3 protein-coding genes are annotated in these 22261 nt (G+C 46.1%); all 3 read right to left on the bottom strand.

What is annotated here, in order from left to right; all coding sequences use genetic code 11:
- Positions 1-2: 2 nt before the first annotated feature.
- Positions 3-8201 (bottom strand): amino acid adenylation domain-containing protein, encoded by an 8199-nt coding sequence (locus ACYH0L_RS01960; RefSeq protein ID WP_482354307.1) that lies wholly within the window; start codon positions 8199-8201, stop codon positions 3-5.
- 13 nt (positions 8202-8214) lie between these two features.
- Positions 8215-18348, bottom strand: coding sequence for a non-ribosomal peptide synthetase (locus tag ACYH0L_RS01955; RefSeq protein WP_482354306.1), 10134 nt, complete (start codon positions 18346-18348; stop codon positions 8215-8217).
- Positions 18349-18411: 63 nt separating this feature from the next.
- On the bottom strand, positions 18412-22245 hold the full coding sequence (locus tag ACYH0L_RS01950; RefSeq protein WP_482354305.1) for a non-ribosomal peptide synthetase: 3834 nt from the start codon (positions 22243-22245) through the stop codon (positions 18412-18414).
- Between the last annotated feature and the right edge of the window lie 16 nt (positions 22246-22261).

The following is a 22261-nucleotide window of genomic DNA, read 5'->3' as shown; positions in this document are numbered from 1 at the left end:
CCTTACCCCTTTATGATAGTTTGAAGAATCCGTGCAAGTTCGTCAGCCTGCGGCCTCTTCATCATGGTGACATGGTCGCCTTTGATTTGATAATAGGTGCATGTCTCTTTCGTATAAGCCTCCCAGTCTGCAAACTTCTTCTGGAAATCTGTGGCGTGATCACTGCTTTGTACAATATAAAACGGCACAGGGAACGGTTCTTTTTCTAATTCAATGGCTTGTGACATGATCGTATTATGCGTCTGCATTTGCAAGTATTTATCTAAATAGTGATCATTCATAAATTGATGGACCACTTCATCCTTTTCTGCCTCTTTGAGTATTTTCTGCTTCACTTCTTGGAAGCTCAATCCTTGTAAAGCTTCTGGCTGGATTCCGACAAGATTTCCCATTCCAAGGACGAGCGCAAGCATTTTCACTTCTTCTTCGTTCATATCGGCATGGAGTGCTTGATCTGCCTCATCTCTTAGCACTGGAACCGTATCTAAAATGATCAGTCCTTTCGGCGCTTTTCCTGCATGGCAGAGCCGCTGGTTCATTCCGTATGCAAGATGGCCGCCCATCGAATGCCCTGCTAGATAGTCAATTCCTGGTCGATAGAAGGTCTCAATGGCTTCGATAAAAATGGTGACAAGCTCTGTGTAATGAAGAAATTGTGGTTCTTCATCCTCATATAAGCCTGGTGACTGCAAAGCGTAAACGGCTCCTTGATGTGTCATGAGCTTAGCGACATCGATATAGCCCATCACCGTCCCCCCGGCAGGTGGTGCAAAGAAAATACTCGGTTCAGCTGGATCGCCTTTTTTCAGCTCGATCACATAGTCCTTCGGTTCTCTTTCTACGTGATCGCCGGTTTCTGGCAATGTGTCCAAGTAAGCGGCTAACTGCGCTGGCGCTGGATGCATGAAAATCCATTTTGGATCAACACGAACGCCTTTTTCTTTTAATTTGGCAACAGCCTGGATACTCATAATCGAATCTCCGCCTAAATCAAAGAAGGAGTCATGCACGCCAACTTGTTTCACACCAAGCACTTCCATGAAAGCTGAGACAACCAGTTGTTCCGTTTCAGTTGCCGGTTTGCCGGTTTCATGAGAGGAAGAGATCATTTCCGTCGGTTCTGGCAGGGCTTTTTGATCGACTTTCCCGTTCGTTGTGACTGGAATCGCATCCAGTGCGATAAAGTAACTTGGAATCATATAGCTTGGCAGGCTTTCCTGTAAAAAGGCTTTCCAGCCCGGAACAGGATTCTCCCCATCTGTGACAAGGTAAGCCGCCAGCCGTTTTGAACTGCCATACGTTTTGGCGATGACTGTACATTCTTTTACTTGCGGATGCTTGAGCAGGGCTGTCTCAATTTCTCCACATTCGATCCGGTAGCCTCTAATTTTCACCAAATTGTCTTTTCGGCCGAGATATTCTATGCTGCCATCTGACCGCCATTTCCCTAGATCACCTGAACGATACAGCTTGTCTCCTTTTAAAGCCGGGAATGGATTGTCAATAAACCGTTCCTGCGTCCGTTCTGGGTCATGGAGATACCCTTTAGCCAGTCCTGTTCCGCCGATATAGATTTCTCCCTTTACGCCTGCTGGTACTGGTTTGAAATATTCATCTAGTATGACGACAGTCGAGTTTGCCACTGGGACCCCAATTGGAACTGATCTTGCATGCTCTGGTACGTGTGTGACTCGATGAGTTGTCGCTAAGGTCGTGTTTTCTGTTGGACCGTAAGCATTGACGAGTACACCTTCCATATGTGGCAATGCCTTTCGGGCATGCTCACTAGACATGGCTTCTCCGCCAACGAGTAATGTGCGGTAGCCTGCCACACTTTTTGGGTCGTGCTCAATCAGTCGATTGAATAATGCGGTTGGCAGACAGTTGGCTGTCACTTGATGCGTTTTGATCAACCGAGTTAATTCGTCCATATTCAGTGCTGCATATTTTGGGATCAAAATCAGCTGACCGCCATTCAGCAGCATTCCCCATAATTCAAATGTAAAAGCATCAAATGCATAGTTTGACAGCTGAAGCATCTTATCTTCTGAGCCTAGTTCAATATAGTTTGTTTCTCTAACTAAGCGAACAACTCCTGCATGGGGGAGCATCACGCCTTTAGGTGTGCCAGTTGAGCCTGATGTGTAGTTGACATAGGCCAGCTGGTCTCCTCCTATGATCGATTTTTCTCTTTCATACACTGCGTCTGTTTCTGGTAATGGCTTGTCCATTTCAATCTTTGTACCTGTAAAATCTACTAGACGCTCTGCAAAATGAGACTGGGTTAAGATCACATCACTTTGTGTATCACGAACGATCAGACGTATTCGTGCATCAGGATATTCAGGTGACATCGGAACATACGCAGCACCCGACTTGACGATCCCTAGTACCGAGACAATCATGTCAAAGGAACGGTCAAAGAGCATCGGTACAAGTGAACCTGGTCCAATTCCTTTTGACTGCAAGTAAGCAGCAAGTTGTGTTGCCTTCTCATCCAAGGCTTGATACGTCATGTGCTCTTCCATATAGGACAAGGCAATGCGCTGCGGATCACGCTGTACCTGTTCTTCAAACAACTCTTGAAGCGTACACTTTGGATAAGACGTTTCGGTTTGATTTTTGCCTATGATCATCGCATCCTGTTCTGCTTTGTCCATTAAGCAAAAATCAGCAAAAGTGCGTTCAGGCTGAGCCGTCATGCCATCTAACAGGTGGAGATAATAATTCATATAACGATGGATGGTTTCTTGATCAAATAAATCCGTATTGTATTCCACATGAATCGACAGCTGATCCTCCTGTTCAAATACATGCAGAGTCAGATCAAATTTAGATACTGTATGATGAACCATCACATGTTCAGTTGTCAGCCCTTTTAGGTTTACCTCTAACGAATCTGTTACATATCCCATGGCGACTTGGAAAATAGGTGATCGACTTAAATCTCTATCAATTGAAAGGTCATCGACAAGCTTGTCAAATGGATAATGCTGATGCTCAAAGGCTTTTAATGTCATCTCTTTCACGTTTTCCATTAAATCAGCAAATGTATCCACTTTTGAGACGTCCTGTCTCAGCGCGAGTGTATTCACAAACATCCCAACGATCTGCTCTGATTGTTCGGCATCGCGTCCTGCGATAGGCGAACCAACGATGACATCTGTTTGCCCTGACAGCTTGTGAAGCAGAACGTAATACGCTGACAGCATCGTCATGAAGAGCGTTGTGCCCTGCTGCTTGGACAAGGCCTGCAAGCGCCGGACAAGCGGTTCATCCAGTACGATTTGCTCTGTAGCTCCGTTGAATGTTTGAACCGGCGGACGAAGGCGGTCAAACGGCAGCTCTAACACTGGAAGCTCTCCTTGTAATGTATCAAGCCAATAGGTTTGGTCAGCTTGATGATGCTTTAATTGTTCATTTTCCCAATGAACATAATCTGTCCATTCAATTTCAAGCGCTGGGAGCTGAGGTGTTTTCTCTGCAAGCAACGCGTCATATACCACTTCTAGTTCCTGAATGAGCAGGCTGAGCGACCATGCATCTGAAATGATGTGATGCTGTGCGCAAAGCAGGTAATATTCCTCTTTGCCCATATTCACAATTGTCCACTGTGCAAGTGGGCCTCTTTCTAAATCATAGATGCGGTTCGCTTCTTGATGAATGAGCTGCTCCAGTCTTCTCGCTCTTGTTTTTTCATTAAATAATGAGAAATTCGCAACTGTCACTGATGGCGGCAGGTCTTCACGAATGAGTTGAACCGGCTTGCCGCCAAGTGATTTGAATGTTGCGCGCAGTGCCTCATGACGCTTCGTTAAATGACCAATCGCTTTCGTTAATGCTTGAATGTGTAATCGTCCTGTCAGCTTCCAAGCACCTAATATATTGTAATGGTGGCTCTTTTCTAATGTGGATAAGAACCAAATCCGCTGCTGGGCATGTGACAGCTCATAGCTTGTTTGCTTTTCCAGCTTTGGAATCTTGGCTTCAAGAACGGCTGGAGCTCCTTTGATGTCCTCGACCATTTGCGCCAAATGTGCCAGATGTTTGCTTTCAAATAGTATTTTTAATGGTGCCTTGATTGAAAACTCATGATTGATGCGGGAAATCGTTTGAGTCGCCTTTAATGAATGTCCGCCAAGGTCAAAAAATTGATCCTCTTTGTACACACGATCTACTTCTAAAATGTCCTCCCATATAGCCGCAAGCACCTGCTCTGTCTGCGTTTCTGGTAATTGTTTTTCAAGCTGGTGTACGTTTTTATGATGATTCAGCTCGAGGGCTTCATGATCAATAGAGCCATCTTGTTTTTTCGGTATATCCGGTAGTTGTCTGATCTCCCAGTCACCCACTGTTACGCCCGTGATATCGTCAAGATTCACTTCTTTACCGGGCTGAACAGTATAATAAAGCTTTTTCTCAAAATGCGGCATTGGAGCTGGTTGAAGATGCCCAGCGATTTCCGGATTCGCTCCGTCCAAGCCGATAAATAGGTGCGCTTCATTTAGCCGAATACCTAGACATAATGAGTGAAGACCTTGTTTCTTTCCAATCATTTGAAATCCCTTGCGTACGGTTAGTGCTGCCCCGGTATGTCCCTTAGACAAACCAAGATTATCCCACATGCTGAAGTTCAAAGAGATCGCTCTTCTTCCCTCTTGAAAGGTGAGAGCGTGCGCGAGTCCATCTAAAAAACTGTTCGCCGCAGAGTATGCCCCGAATGTTGTACCGCCAAAAAAGCCATTGACCGATCCAAAAAAGACGAGTGGTACTGTCGGATCATGCTTGAAGGCTTCCTGCAGCACCCAGGCTCCGTCTGCTTTTCCTGATAATTCTTTTGTGAAATCTTCCTCTGATGTATGAGCCAGTGTATACTTGTCCGCATGCTGAAAATGCTCAGACACATTGCCAGCTCCGGCTAAATGGAGCGCTCCCCGGATCGACTGTCCAAAATGCTTTTCCGCTTCATAAATCGCCTGCTCGACATCGGATAAATGGGTCACATCGGCTTGGACATAGATGACGTCTCCAAGACCTTTAAGCTGTGAGAACGCCTTTTCCTTTTCCCCGTCTTCTTCAAGAGGCGTCCGTCCAATTAACACGAGCTTTAAGCCAAATTGGAGCATCTGCTTAGACAGCTCAAACCCAATACCGCCAAGTCCTCCAGTCAGCAAATAAAGACCTTCATATTCTAAAAATCCTTCTGTTTGAGGTGCTTCGATCATATCGACTTTTTCCAGCTTTGGTACGAGACGATGCCCCTGTCGGTAAGCCACCTCTGATTTCATATGAATCGCAGACAGTTCTTCAGCTATGCGTTTGGCATCCTGTTCCACATTCTCCGCTTCAATATCAATATGAGACACCTCTGCCCCTTCCCATTCTTGCGGGATGGTTTTTAACAGACCGACCAGCGCTGTTTTTGCAACATGAAGATCGTCTTGCGGGTTCACAAATTGACCACCTTTTGTCACAACGGCGAGACGGATCGGCTCTTGGTTTTCTTGTCTCAGCGCTTGATATAGATACAAAATGGATTGGCTGGTACTTTCATGCAGTTCTTTGAACTGAGCAGGATCAACGATCTCTTCTTTGTCCGACACATTCCACAGATGGAGCATGCGGCCGGTCTTTAGTTCATCTGCTTCAAGCGCTGCAATGAGCCTGACGTAATCCCCCTTGATTCTCGGATTCATCTGATACATTCCTTTTGACAGGCGTAAAAATTCATGCCCCTTCTTCACAGAAACATAGGACTGATTCGTTTGTTCGAATTGTGCGTAAAGCGATTGGTAAAGCCCTTTTTCATCCTCGAAAACGAGTATATGATCAGTGGAAGCTGGCTGAGACGGACCGATATGTTCCTTCGCCCATATGCGTTTGAAAAACCAATCTGGGAGTGTTTGATCATTTTCTGAGGCAAGATCAAGTGCACGTTCAATGTCGCGGAACACTCCATCTTTAAGCGCCGCGCCTAACTGGGCACGCTGAATTTTCCCACTTTCTGTTTTCGGAAATTGGTCTTTTTTCACAGGAATGATATGATCAGGCTCTATCCCAATTTTTCGAATGATCGCCTCTCTAATCTGCTGAATCATCATGATTTGATCCTCTATCGAATCCTTTTGTGAGACAAAAAAGACGGCGAGCGTATCGTTGCTTGATTCCGGATTATAAATGCCGTACGCAGCGGCAAAGGTGACTTCAACCCCGTCAACTTCTTCCACAACGGCTTCAATTTCGTAATTCAAATAGTTCGCTCCGTTGATGACGATGATGTCCTTTTCCCGGCCTGTAAGAACAAGACGCCCTTCGTGAATAAACCCTAAATCCCCTGTGTGAAACCAGCCGTTTTCCGCAAATACTTCTTGATTGGCTTCCTCATTTCGATAGTAGCCCATCATGATCGTTGGGCTCTTCACCTGCAAGCGCCCCACCTGATCTTCTGGAAGTACCTGGTGATGCTCATCTACAATCCGAATCCATACAGAAGGAATCGGCGCACCTACTTCTGTAAACGTCATCTTGTGCGGATGATCATGCGCTACATATTGAATCTCACTTGTTAACGAGGTCTGGTCGATGGTCAGCTGTCCATCCTGATCACCCTGCCGCATGAATTCCTTTGACTGAACAATGGCTGAGGATGTTTCTGACATACCGTAAGCCGGCACCATCGCATGGCGGCTTAACCCGTGCTGACCCATGATGTGCATGAAACGCTGCGTTACTTTTGGAACCACCGCTTCGGCTGCATTCATGATATAGGTCAGGGTAGAGAGATCCCAGCTCCCCTTGCGAATCTCGTCCTCATATTCATTCATCATGGCAAAAGCAAAGTTTGGTGCCCATGTTCTGGTGACGCCGTATGTTTCTATCCAATCAAGCCACACCATCGGCCGCTCGATAAATTGATCAATGGATGGACTAATCTGCTGGCAGCCTAGGTAAACATCATGTACATGAAACATGACAATACCTCCTACATGGTCAAGCGGCATCCAGTTAAGCGACACATCCTCATACGTAAAACCATTTGCCTGCTCAAAGGAGATGATTCTAGACAAAATACTTTGATGGTTGTGACGGATACATTTTGGTACACCCGTACTTCCTGAAGATAGCAGCTGAAGCACAGGCTCATCCGGCTCCGGCTCATAATGCTGTTCATCTGGTTCACACGCCAGCAATGTTTCGATTGTTAAAATAGGAATCGCTTTTGATTCAAATGTCTCTCGCAGCCCGGCAATCTCCTCAGCACTCGCTTCGTTTGTAATGATGAAAGGTTCGTTTTGCAGCTGAAACACTCCCTTCAGCTTGTTCACACCTTGATTCATTTCATCATACACAGGCGGCACAGAGACTGGGGTTGGAATGATTCCACCGAGAATACAGCCCCAGAACACCGTGATAAAATCGTGATGATCTTTCAATTGTAGTAACACTTGATCACCGTTTGTCAGTCCTGCTGCCCTTAATCCAGACAGGACCCGTTCAGCGCCTGTTAGTAGTTCAGGGTAGGTTTGGTTCACCGTGTGACCGCCTTCTTTGATATAAGTGACCCCGCGGTCAGGTGACATAAAGGCTGCACGGATCAACACCTCTGTCAGTGTGACAGGTGTACCTGGTTTTTCGATGACATCACCGCCGTAAACAAGTGCTGGCGGTTTTTCATGGGCAGATGATTGTTTTGTTTCGCTGGCTTCACCCTTTGAGATCGATTCGTTTCCTTGAGTACGCTGTCTATCAGGGAATAAGTCATCTAAATGATAGGGCGTCTGTCTTTCTGTCTGACTCTCAATGAAAGCAGCCGCTTCCTCTACTCCATCTATGTCTTTGGTGCGTTCTTCTATCTTTCTTAATTCCTCTTGATCTAGTAGATCAATTGAAAGCAGTGCCTCTGTATCGACTGCTCCACTTTCTGTCTTTGGCAAGGAAGGTAATAAGACGAGAGCGGCTGGCACTTCATAAGGATGAAGCGGGCCGTTCATCAGATCCTCCCTTGTCAGCGAAGGGTCCTTCGCCTGTGCAAATAGCACAAGCGATAGGCCGCCCTCTTGTTTTTTCTTCGGGATCAAAACACATTCCTCTAGGGGAAAGTGAAGCATGATGACGCGCTCTACTGCTTTGAGATCGATTCGTTTTCCGTTGATTCTGACGATATGATTTGCTGCATTTCCTTTTCGTCTACTAACTAGCATTCTTCTTCTCCTCCTACATCCAATCCAAAATCTGAATCTTGCTTTTTTCAGTCCAAACGCCGACATCCCCTGTCGGATAGAGGTATTCGCCTGTTTGATGTTTGAATGGATGCGGAATTTTATGCGTCTCCATCCAATCAGCAAGCTCCCCACAAAGTGCTTTTATATCCTTTGCGCCGATAAAGATATCTCCAGGAAAGCCTATCGGCATGAGCTGATGCTCTTCACTCAGGACATAAATGTCCGTTTCACAGGAAGGATCATGCACACCTGAGTAGACCTCTTCTTGGTCTGGGTACAGCACGCTGACTTGTGCGTTTCTCGCCCAATCGCTGATCATCCGTTCTTTTTCTTCATTTGTCACGATCGTAAAGGAAGAGAGCGGTGTCTCCACTTGTTCTGTCATGGCTTCAAGTGTGTGAATCAGCTGCTGCATCAGCGTCTGTATTTGCTTTTCTGTATATTGATTTAAACGGTATGTGACCCGAAGCTCCATCGTATCTCCCGGGACAGCCACAAGGGTTAAGTCATAATTCGTTTCTTCATGGCTTGCGATGTCTAAGATGCGTACGCCATACGGCTCAATGGATTCAATCGGATAGTTTTCAAACACGACAATGCTGTCAAACAATGATTCTCCACTTGGGATATCGGTCATCTGCTGAATATCTGGCAGCACTGTATACTCAAATTCCCGCATGTGAAAAACGGTTTCCTGCGTATGTGCCAGCAGGCGGGCGATGGTCCAGTCTGGTGCAATCGGCAAACGGAGCGGCAATGTGTTAATAAAGAGCCCTGTCATGCTTTCCACCTCTGGTAAGTCCGCTGGCCGGCCAGACACTGTCACACCAAATATGACATCCTCTGAGCCTGAATGAAGGTGCAGGAGCAGTCCCCACGCTGACTGTATCAGTGTGCTCATCGTGACCTTCTGCGTGCCTGTCATTTCTTCCAGCTTACGCTGCATCTGGGGCGTCAGTTTGACGCTGACCTGCGTGATACCTGCTTCTTGATCCGAAGCATGCTCGCCGTCTCCAGGAAGCGGTGTTGCTTCCTCTACCCCTGACATATAATGTTTCCAAAACGTATGCGCCTTCCCTTGATCCTGCTTTTGCAGCCACTCGATAAAATCTTTATATGGACGTACAGCAGGAAGGCTGATCTCTCGTTCATCCACAAGAGAACGATACAGCGCAAAGGATTCTTCAATAAAGCTGAACAAGCTCCAGCCATCTATTAAAATGTGATGAAAGCTAAAGACAAACGTGCATTTTTTCTCATCACAATGGAATAAAGCAATGCGAATGAGCGGTTCATCAATATGTTCTAAATCGAAATCCTTTGAACGATCGGATACTAAATAGTGTTCAATGGTCTTCTTCTGATCCGTTTCACTCAGGTGGCGCACATCGTGCTGAGTGAGGTGAATGCTTCCTTCTAATTGAATCAACTGGACAGGCTCCTTTAACCCTTCCCAAGCGAATCTTGTCCGCAAAATCGAATGACGTTCTACAAGGAGATTCCATGCTTGTTCATAGGCCTTGCCGTCCGTTAAGCCTTCGAGCGTCATATGCACCTGACCAAAGTAAGCTTGTGACGCTTGATCTAACAGTGCATGAAACAGCATCCCTTGCTGCATTGGAGACAGTGGATACACATCGACCACATTGTCTGGAAGCTCGTCTATTTGCTTTTGCGTGAGCTGAACCATTGGGAAATCAGATGGTGTAAAGCCGCCTCTTGCCTCTATACAATGCGTCAGAATGTCCTCCATTTTTTCTTTGAAACGCTCAGGTAACAGGCGCACATCTTCATGCTGGAGCAACTCTCGATTGATCATAAAATTCATTTGAAGCTGTCCATTGACAACGTATCCGTACACATCAATCAAATGCTGCCTTTCTGCTTTCGGATCGTGAACATACCCATTTCGTTCATCTGCTAAATAAAGCTTTACCTCGCCATCTGTCTGATCTAACTGTCCAAGGTAATTAAAGCTCATCTGCGGCGCTGCCGTTTTGAGTAAACGAGATTCTGTCATGTATTGAAGTAAGCCATAGCCAATTCCCTTTTGCGGCACAGCTCTTAAGGTTTCTTTGACGTCTTTGATTTGTCTTTCGATATCGGTTTTGATAAAAGGAATAAAAATAGGATAAGAGCTTGTAAACCAGCCGACTGTCCGTGACAAATCCATCTGTTCAAATAAATCCTCGCGTCCATGCCCTTCTAACGTCATGAGTATTGGCTTTCCAACGGCTTGCGTGAGTCCTGATAAGAGTAAATCGTTTACCTCTGTTCGGTACGTTTGAGATGCCTGCCTTAGTAAAATGTCGGTTTGTTCCTTCGTCAATTGAACAGACAGGATATCTGCATGTTCTTCTATATTAGAAAGCGCAGGCGTTTGAAAAGGGGAACCCTCTTCCTCTTGATCCGTGATCTTTTGCCAAAAAGAGGCCTGCTCTTGTAATTGATCTGTTTGTGCATATTCATATAGTGCATCTGCCCACTGCTCATAGGAGGCGGTTTTCTTTGCAAGTACTATGTCCTGCCCCGCAGCAAGCTGCTTCAGTCCATTTAATACATCTTCCTGTATAATGCGCCACGATATTCCATCCATGACGAGATGGTGGGCAGCGATGAAAAGCTCTGATGTGTCATGACTTGTGTGAAAAAGAATCACCTTGATCACTTCTCCTCGCTCTAATGACAATGTTCCTTGACAAGCGCCTGTCTCTAATCGGATTTGTTCAAGCGCTTCCTCCTGAGAAACATCCGTCAAATCAAAGCATGTGATACAAGGGGTGATGCCGGGCTCACGAATCGTTTGGATCCACGTGCCATCTGACTCTTTTGTATATGCCGCTCTCAGCATATCGTGATGATCGACAAGCTTTGAGAGAACCTGTGTCAACTGCTTTAGCGGCACGGACTGCTTGAATTCGAAATGTGCCGATAGATTCCAATAATCTTGGTTTGTCATCGATTGCTCAAAGAACCAAGATTGGATCGGAAGCAGACGAACATCTCCTGTAATAGGTGACTGATCATAAGACACTGAAACATCTGCCTTTTTCATGGCGCGGGCAAGCTGTGAAATGGTCTGCTTTTCAAACACATCTCTCGGCTGGATGGTGTAGCCTTCCTGTGCTAAGCGTGCCACCATTTGTATGACAATAATGGAATCTCCGCCAAGCTCAAAGTAGTTATCATGTACACCGATAGAAGGAGCACCAAGCAGCTGAGACCACACTTTTTCTAACACTCGTTCTTCCTCACTGGCTGCCCTGTCAATTGGCGTATCCACTTCTTCCTGCCTCCACTCTGGCGGCGGGAGACGCTTTTGGTCTACCTTGCCGTTTGGCGTGAGCGGCAGTTCATCCAGCTCCATCAATAGGCTTGGCACCATATAATCTGGCAGCATTTCTTTTAATGCTTGGCGAATGGCTTGCTGGGTCAATGCACCTTTTTGGACAAAATAACCGATCAAGCGTTTATGACCACTCTCGTGTTGATGCGGGATAACAGCACATTCTATGATGTCTTCAAAGCTCAGCATCGCGGCTTCAATTTCTCCGCATTCAACGCGGTGACCGCGAATTTTCACTTGATGATCAATTCTTCCAAGGCAGTCGATGATGCCATTTGACAGCCAGCGGCCCATATCGCCTGTTTTATATAAACGCGCTCCTTCTTGGAAAGGATGCGGGATAAATGATTGCGTTGTTTTTTCTTCATCTCCAAGGTAGCCAAGTGCAAGCCCTGTTCCGCCAACGTAGATCTCACCAATGACGCCTTGCGGGACTGGCTGCAGCTGGTCATCTAATACATAGGCTTGTGAATAAGTGATTGGCTGACCGATTGGAACCGTCGCCTGACCTTCGTCCAATGCTCGAATGTGATGCACACAGGAGAACGTCGTATTCTCAGTTGGTCCATAGCCGTTTAAAAGCCCTTCAGGCAAATACGGCAGTGCTTTACGGATATGAGCGGCTGACAAAGCATCACCGCCGACCAATAATGCGTTGAATCCAGATAAGGCTTCTGGATGTTCCTCTGTTAACCGGTTGAACAGCGGCACAGTCAGGAACCCTGTTGTGATCTTGTAAGCTTTCAGCGTGTCAGCCAGCGTATCCATTGATAAAATCGTATTTCGATCGGTGAGTATGAGCCTTCCCCCGTTCAGAAGGGCTCCCCATATTTCATACGTAAAGGCATCAAAAGAGAAGCTCGCGATTTGTAAAATGCGCGTATGTTCATCAAGGGTGACATAATCCGTTTCACATACAAGCCGGATGACCGCTTGATGCGGGATCAGAACTCCTTTTGGCTGTCCAGTTGATCCTGATGTGTAATTGATATAAGCAAGCCCATCAGGTTTTAAGGCAGCGGGCATGAGTTCAGCTTCTGATAAAAACTCTTCATACCCCTCGTCAAGACAAATGAGCTCGGTTTGACTGATCGACACCTTTTTCAGCCATTCGTTTTTTGTCAGCAAAAGCTGAATGCCTGTATCCTTCAGCATATAATCAATGCGTGATTCTGGATATTCAGGATCAATTGGCACGTAAGCTCCTCCAGCTTTCACAATTGCCAGCACCCCAAGAATCATTTCAGGCGACCTGTCGATCAAAAGCCCTACTGGTTCATGCGGGTTGACTCCTCGTTGCTGCAAATAGGCGGCAAGCCGATCGACTTTCTCTTGTAACTCACGATACGTCCACTGCTCTCCCTGGGATTCGAGAGCAACGGCATGAGGTGTCTTTTTCACTTGCGCTTCAAATCGTTCCGTAATCAGAAGTGAGCCTGCTGGTTGATCCGTTTTGCCGCTCCATTCATAGAGCAATTGATGCTTCTCTTTTTCTGGCAGGAAATTCATTTGTCTGATCGGCTGCGCTGGATTTTCACAAATACTTTCGAGCAGATGCTCATAGTAACGGAGGAATCGATCCATCGTGCCTTCAGAAAATAAGTCCGCATCATACTCAAGTTTTAATTGAAGACCCTCATCCCCTTCAAAAACAAATAGGGATAGATCGAATTTAGCTGTATCGTTATCTTCAATGGCTAAAACCGATGTCGCCTCCCCCATTGGAGATGCTTCCAGCGGTAAGTTTTGCAGAACGAACATGACCTGAAACAGCGGCTGCTTACTGGCATCACGGACAATGTTCAGTTCATCTACCACCATCTCAAACGGCACATCCTGATGCGCATAAGCGCCGACTGTTGTCTCTTTCACTCGCTCTAATAGCTCTGCAAATGCAGGATTCCCGCTATGGTCGATCCGAAGTGCCAATGTATTCACGAAAAACCCGATCAAATGCTCCATCTCAGTCCGATTTCTTCCAGCAATGACCGACCCAATCACAAACTCATCCTGTGAAGACAATCGATGTAAAAGCGTAGAGAAAGCAGAAAGTAAGGTCATATAAAGTGTGCTGTCTGTTTTCTTGGAAAGTGCAGCGAGCTGCTCAGACAACGACTTCGACAAGCGGTATTTTTTCGTTTTTCCTCTGTAGGATTGAACGGCCGGACGCGGATGGTCATACGGCAATACCAAGTCTTCCACAGGTGCCGCAAATTGCTCCTTCCAATAAGAAAGCTGCTTATGCAGTGTCTCTCCTGTCAAATACTCCTTCTGCCATAGCGCATAATCGGCATATTGAATTGGCAGTGGCGGCAGGTGAGGCTCTCGCCCTTCAATCATCGCTGTATACCATTCGGATAGCTCTCTCGCGGCAATGCCGATCGACCATCCATCTGACACGATGTGGTGAATGGACATCAGCAGCACATGATCTGTGGCCGAAAGCCGAATAAGCTTCACTCGAAAGAGCGCTTCATTTTCTAATTGAAACGGTGTGCCCGCCTCTCTTTTCGCCCATTCAGCTGCTTTTTGTTCTTTTTCTTCCTGTGAAGCTATGTCTGAAAGATCCACCACCTCAAGCTCTGGATTGGTCATATGTTCATGAATGATCTGTACCGGTTCATCTCCGCTCATTGTAAAGGATGTTCTGAGCGATTCATGTCTTTGCACCATATGCTGCAGACTGCTATGAAGCATCTTCACATCTAAAGGTCCATTCATTCGAAAGGAAATCGTATTATTGTAAAACGGCAGATCTGGCTCTAATTGATAGAGAAACCATTGTCTTTTCTGGGCGTAGGACATCGGTATCTTCTGATCCTTTTCCATTTTTCTGATCGGAATCGCTTCATCCGTTTTGGCATGTGAATCGATCCAGTCCGCTAATTCCCCAAGTCTCGTATGTTCAAAAAGAACAGCGAGCGGCACGTCAAATCCCGTTCTTTGTCTTACCGCAGACAGCATTTGCGTTGCCTTGAGCGAATGACCTCCCAGTAGAAAGAAATGATCACCGCAGCTGATATTTGAGACATCGAGCAGCTCTGACCAAATGTGTGCCAAAAGTTTCTCCGTCTCTGTTTGAGGTGCTCTGTCCTCTGAATCCTGTCCGCTTTCTTCTATTAATTCATTGAAAAACGCTTCGTCCGGCACCCCGTCTTCTGTTTCTTTCCAACATTCCTCAGGATAGAGATGCACGGAGTATTCACCAGATAGACGAGACTGTAAACACGTATGAATGGAATGATACAGCCGTTCTTCAATCGCCTTTGTTTGATCGGTTTTGAAAAAGACATAAATGGCTTGCTCTTTTTGTATCTCAGCATGCACCATCTCCTGAATCTCTTTCTTCGACCGATCTAATCCCGTATAAATGAGTGAAGCATCTGTCATCAAACATGCCAGCATCGTTTGGAAGCCTGCCTGCTTTGAAATCGGGAGATAGCCTCTTTCTTTTAAAATGCCTTTGATCATGGAGCCTTCGCTCATTCCGATCTCATCCCACATGCTGAAACTAAAGCAATACGGCTTCACTGTAGATGTCAGCTTCTGATAATGAGCAAATTGTTCAACGAACTCATTAGCAGCGCAATAGGCGCCAACTGTCATACCGCCCTTTAACGTACGTGCTGACGAGCTAGAAAGGAATAAGACGTTTTGACGTTTGGAAGCAGCTTCATGAAGCGCAATCGTTCCATATACCTTTGCTGCGTACATGTCATGTAAAGAAACGGACGTCATGTCAGCAAGCAGCTCTTCTTGAATGATGCCAGCAAAATGAATGATGCCATCCAGCCTTTTGGCTCGAGCCACCTCCTGCCTGGAGATGAGGGCTTCAACCTCTTTCGCATCAGTGATATCCACTTTTTCATAAAGAACGGTGCCACCATGGTCTTTCGCCTGTTTCTCGAGTGAAGTCAATATGTCTTGCTGCTCCGCAGATAAAGCCTCTCGCTCCTTTCTCCCAAGCAACACGAGGTGTGCTTGATCAGATTTCAGCAGGTGTTCACTGAGCATACGCCCAATTCCGCCAAGCCCACCTGTCATCACATAGAGCCCAGATGCTTCAAATGGCGGTTTCTTCATCTTCTGTTCCTTTTCCAGATGAAGAGGTGTCAAAAGAGGAATATAACGAACACTCCCGCGATAAGCGGCAACATGACTGTATTTGTCATGTGTGAGTTCTGCCATAATCGCTGATGCATGGGAATCACTAGATGCCGATTTTGTCAGAGAAAAATCAAGACATTTTACCTTGATAAACGGCCATTCATGCTGAACAGCTGTCATCAGTCCCACTGTCGTCGCTTTTTCTACATCATGTGTGTGATCCTCCGGCAAATTCATCGCATGGGCTGAGACAAAGGTGACCGCCACAGGTTCCTCATAGACGGAAATCGCTTTTGTTAAAAATAATGCACTCATGCTGCCTGTTTTCTGTGCTTGTTTCGCCTTGGCCACATGAAGCTTGTCTTCTTGGCTTGTATAGTTCCAAAGGTGAATGATGTGTTTCACCGAAACGCCATACGAACGGAGCGTCTCAAAGAGTTGTTCGTAGTCAGACGGCCGATTCGGGTGAATGATGAAGTGAGTATGAGTGAGTTGTGTGAATTCTTGACCCGGTTCAACCGTAATGCATGTTTGTTCGCTGTTTGAAAGAGATCTCAATTGATCTGCCAGCCCTAATGCGTCTGCAAAGATCACAATGTCCCCTGTTATTTGCTTTTCAGCTGCATCAAGCGGAGCAGGTGTCCACTCCTTTTGATAGCTCCAATCAGGCAAGGTGTGTTCATTTTCTAGTCTGATGTCCATTTCCTTGATGATTTCATCGAATTCGCCTTCCTGCCATCTTGTCTTGAGCTGCGCCCTTTCTATTTTGCCAGAGCTTGTTTTCGGAAATGCATGCTTCTGGACAGGAATAATGCGCCATGCAGACAGACCCATTTTTGTCGCAATATGGGATTTGATGTGCTGGCTTGCCCTCATGATATAAGAAGGCTCATATAGCTTCGGTGTAAAAAAGAGAATCAGTTCATCGGATGCAGAAGCCTCCATCCGAACGGAGCAAGCAGCCACAAAGCTCGTTTCTACTCCTCGCACTTCCTCTGCAATGGCTTCAATTTCATAGTTGTGATAATTTTTCCCGTTGATGATGATCATGTCTTTTTCTCTACCGGTTAACGTCAGCCTTCCTTCGTGCAGGAAACCTAAATCTCCCGTGTGAAACCAGCCATCCGTTTGAAATACTTCTTGATTCGCTTCGTCATTCTTGTAATAGCCCTTCATTGTCGTTAGCCCTTTGATTTGCACGCTGCCAATGTGATCTTCTGGAAGAAGCTCCTGCTGATGATTGACGATGCGAATCGTGATACCTGGAATCGGTCTTCCCAGCTCTGTAAAGCTGACAGTTCCCGTCTCACGCGCCTCAGCTGGTCTTAGCTGCTCTGTCAGCGATGTTTCTTCAAAGGTCAGTACCCCGCTGTTTTCATCTCCCCGCTCAATCGCAAAGGAGAAGACAACTGCTGATGAGATTTCAGACATACCGAAAGCCGGCCTGATGATATCTCCCTTTAAGCCGTGCGGAGCCAGCAGGTGTAAAAACCGGTGAATCGTCTTCGGTACGACTGCTTCTGCCCCATTGATCATGCAGGTCATGGCAGAAAGGTCCCAAGACCCTGAAGAGATTTCTTTCTCATAATCATTGATCATCGCAAACGCGAAGTTAGGCGCCCACGTCTTCGTTACACGGTAGCGGTCCATCCAGTCAAGCCAGCGCAGCGGCTGAGCGATGAAATCATCTGTTTTTGCCCGAATCTGCTCACAGCCCGTATACACATTGACAAGGTGGAACATGACAATACCGCCAATATGGTCTAAAGGCATCCAGTCTAACGAGACATCCTCTTGTGTAAATTGATTGGCTGCCACCGTTCCTTTGACATTCGCAAGCACACTTCTATGAGAATGCTCTACGCATTTTGGCATCCCTGTACTTCCAGACGTTAAGATAAAAAAGACGGAATCATCTGGCGCCGCAGGATGAGCCTCTGTATCCCTTTCTAAAGAAAGCATCGGCTCGACTGCTGCTACATGTAATTGATCTGTGTGCCACAGTAAAGCTAAGCCTTGCACCTCTTCGATCAGTGATTCATCTGTTAAAATGAGCGGATGCTCTAGCAGCTCCCATGCATGATGGAGCTTCTTCACTGCGGCATTCATCTCCCGGTAGGTCGGAGCAGCCGATACAAGTGTCGGAACAAATCCGCCTAACACACATGCCCAAAAGGCTGTCACCATCGCATGATTCGATGAAAATTGAAAGAAAACAGGATCGCCTGCCTTTAGACCCAGCTCTCTTAAACCCGTCAGAACCCGCTCAGCGTCTTCCTTTAACCGCGCGTAGGATTGCTTGAGTTCGTTCTCGCTATTCACGATATAGGTGAGTCCATTTGTCGTTTTTGCTGCCTCTGTTAAGACGTCCTGCAAGGTCTGTGCTCCTGTTGTGACATCTAGATCCCCTCCATAGGAAAGGGCGGGCGGCATGTCAGCTAAAGCAGGCGCAGCCGTTTGCGTGTGTATCGATTCAGCTGCGGCCTCCTGCTCAAAATGATTGTCGAGAAATAAATGAGAGAGGTGATATGGCCGCGGTCGAATGGTTTTTTCACGCGAAAAAACAGCGAAGCGTTCAATTTCGTTGGTTTGTAAAATGGTTGTCTTTACATCTTGTAAAATCGCATCCATTGATTCATTTACACTAGATTGGTTAATGGTTGATGGTTTCATATGAGTTCCTTTCCTTTTTTGTCAGCCAGGGCTGCAAGACTGCACCCCTGCCTAACCTAAAGTTTACAAGACTGGTTCTCTATTTTTTTGATTGAATATCCTTTTGATCAGCTGTGCATTTTGAGCTGCACATTCTTTATGCTTGAACATTTCAGCGTGTTGACCGTAGCCTTGATATTGGCTAAAAGCACCAGTCGTCGCATGTTCCCAACCTTCCATCCAGTCCGGAATGTCCATTTGTTCTTCAGATTGGATGAAAGCAATATTTGCCTGTATCTCTCCTTGATTCACCCCCTTAACAAATGTTTCATAGTAGGCCCGTGTCTTTTGAGCAAGCGCTTCTTGGACGAGCTCCGCATGAGCCAATTCACTTTGCTTCGACTGATGGACAATCGCATCTATATCATCATCAATGGATCGTCCTTCTAAATCACTTTCTCCAATTTTCTTATAGGAGTCGATCATGATGACCTTTTCGACTGTACGCCCTGCTTGTTCAAGCGCTTGAACGAGCTCAAAGGCTAGATAGCAGCCGCCAGAGTACCCCATCAAAGTCAGCGGTCCTTCAGGCTGAAGATGCTGGATATGCTGAACGTATTGCGTGATTCGGTGATCAGCTTCTATAAAATCAAAGGCGATCAATCGAACACCATCGAGCGTTTTTGCTGCTTCCTGATAGATAAAGCCGTAGCCCGGTAATGGCGGGAGAGCAAAGACGGTTGGCGATTGAGATTCATTGAATACAAGATAGCCAGCGGCTTCCTGGTCCTGCTTTTGAATATAACGACTGATTGCTTCAATCGTTGGCGTCTCAAACAGCAAATGAATAGGCACCTGGACCTCGAATTCCTTCGACACCTTGGACAAAAGAGACATCGCTTTTAAGGAATGCCCGCCAAGCTCAAAAAAATGGTCATCCGTGCTAATATCATCTCGTTCAAGCACTTCCCGCCACATCACGAGCAGCTTTTGTTCTACTTCATTTACTGGCAGCTTCACATGGCGCTTTCCTTGCGGCGCCTCTGGCTTTGGCAGCTGGCGTTTATCAATCTTGCCATTTGTCGTGAGCGGCAGGTTATCGAGTCTGATCAGCTCATGAGGAAGCATATAAGCCGGAAGACGCTCCTTCAGCCCAGACTTGATCACATCGAGCTTGTCCTTCCATTCATCCTCACATGTGATATAGGCGAGCAGTCTTGTATGATTTGTTTCATCATGGTCAGCTATGAGTGCAGCTTGTTTTACACCTGGATGCACGAGAAGATGGGCTTCAATTTCTGTCAGCTCAATTCGATGTCCGCGAATTTTCACCTGATCATCTACTCTGCCTGCATAATCAATCAGACCGTCTTCTCGAAAATAAGCTAAGTCTCCCGTGCGATACAGCCTTTCACCCGCAGCGAATGGATGCGCGATAAAGGCTTGTTTTGTCAGGTCCGGACGATTCAAATACCCCTTCGCTAGTCCTTTGCCGCTAAGACAAAGTTCTCCGACCATTCCAATCGGCTGAAGCTGTCCTTGCTGACTCAATATATAAGCACTCGTCTGATTGAGCGGCTTCCCGATTGGAATAGAACGTGCCTCTGCCGGTATGGCTTCATCTACAGGATAATAGGTGGCGAAGACTGTTGATTCGGTCGGGCCGTATACATTGATCAGTCTGCCTTTCCCCATCACCTCAAAGGCTTTCCTCACATGCTGAACCGATGCCCGCTCTCCTCCAAACAGCACCTTACGCACACCGCGCATCCAGTCTGTCCCTTCATCAACGAGAAGATGGAATAAAGCCGTTGGAATAAACATGACAGAAATGCTTTCTTCTCTAATCAGCCCGGTCAGCTCGCGCATGTCTAAAATGGTCTCTTTTTTCGGCAGTACAAGCTTCGCACCGTTTAAAAGCGCGCCATATACATCAAAGGTAAAGCCATCAAATACGCTATTAGATAACGACAGCAATGTATCTGTTTCTGAAATGGTTAAGTAATTCGTATTTTTGACCACCCGGGCAATATTGGAATGGGTCGTCATGATGCCTTTTGGCTGTCCCGTTGTTCCAGATGTATACATGATGTATGCCGTATCATGTAAACCTGCTTCAAGCGGCAGATTCTCTGAGCTCATCAGTGAAATTTCCTGATCATCTGCAAAAAGATACGTGCCATCAAACGCGAGTGCCTTCGCCTGACTAATGAAGGTTGAGTGAGTCAGAAGATGCGTGGCCCTGCTATCTTTCAGCATATATTGAATGCGGCTTTCCGGATAATCAGGATCAATTGGCACATAGGTTGCGCCTGCTTTTAAGACAGCAAGCAAGCTGACAATGAGTTCAGACGTGCGATCTGCTAAAATGGCGATGACCGTTTGAGGTGCAGCCCCATTTTTTTGTAAATGCCTTGCCAATCGATTGGCCTGTTCATTCAGCTCCGCATATGTCATCGTGTGCTCTTCCGCTGATAAAGCCACCGCATTCGGCTGTTTGCGGACATTATGCTCAAACCATTTAGACAAATAGAGCTGATCATGCTCAAGCTCAGGTGCATTCCATTCCTCAAGAATCAGCTGCTTTTCCTGCTTCGTCACGAGAGTAAGTGTGTGAACCGATTGATCTGGATGCTTGATCGCCTCTTTTATCAAAAGAATCAGCTGCTCCTTTAACCGGTGGACAAATGCAGGATCAAATGCTCTTTGGTTAAAAGCCAGCTTCAATTGCAATTGTTCTCCGGGCGATGCAAGCAAATTGAGATCATAGTTCGATTTTTCATATACATTCATATCTTCCACAGTAAATCCTAGCAGTGCCTCTTGTTCATCCTTCTTTGCAGCTGGGACATTCTCAAACACCACAATATGATCAATAAGCTGCTGCTGACCTGTCTTTGCCTGAATATCATATATCGGGATATATTGGTGCGGTTCGGCCGCAAGAGACTGCTGCTGTGTTTCTGATAATAGAGAACAAAATGTCATCTGATCTGTCAGTTGAATTCTTCTTGGGATGACATTGATGAACAATCCAACCATCCGGTCAACGCCAGCCAAATCTGCCGGACGTCCTGACACAACCGTTCCAAACAGAACATCATTTGACCGCTGATACCTGCTCAGCAGAATCGACCAAACCGATTGAAGCGCACTGCTTAACGTGGCGTTCTGCTGCAATGCTAGCTCTGATAAAGCAGCCGTTTCTTCTTTGCTCATAGACCATTCGATTTCGTCTAATTCATACTCATTTGTTTGTTTTCGTTGTTCTTTAAAGGTCGATTGTCCATCAAATCCTGCTAATGATTGCTGCCAATATTGAAGTGACGCTTGTTTATCTTGTTTTTCCAGCCATTGAATATATTCTTTATATGGTTTGACAGGCTCTAGCTTGTAAGGCAGGTCATGCAAAAGCGCATGGTAAACCGCATATAATTCCTGCACGACAAGTCCAAAACACCAGCCATCTAGCAGGATATGGTGATAGCTCCATATCCAGCGATAGCTAGCAGGGCCCGTTTGGAAAACGGTGGCCCGCATGAGAGAATCCCTCGAGAGGTCAAAGCCTCTCAGTTGATCTTTTTGTTTGAAAGCCTCAATACGCACAAGCTGTTCGTCTTCAGAAAGATCCTGCATGTCCACGACATCAAGTGTAAAAGGACGTTTCTTCAACACAACTTGGATAGGGCGCTTCACTTTTTCATGGAGGAACACGGTACGAAAAATATCGTACCGTTCCACGATGATATTCATGCTTTTTTCAAGCAAGTCATGACGAAGTGTGCCCTTGACGTTCATATCCATCTGCTCTACATAAAAACCCTTTTCTTGATGATGGAGGGTATGAAACAGCATTCCTTCTTGCATCGGTGACAGATAATACATGTCTTGAACTTGATCCCTTTTAAATTGACTCATCTATTTCATTCCTCCT

The sequence above is a fragment of the Bacillus sp. MC1252 genome (assembly GCF_056838025.1).
The sequence above is the reverse complement of the archived record's forward strand: the minus strand, read 5'-3'. Positions and strand labels throughout refer to the sequence as shown.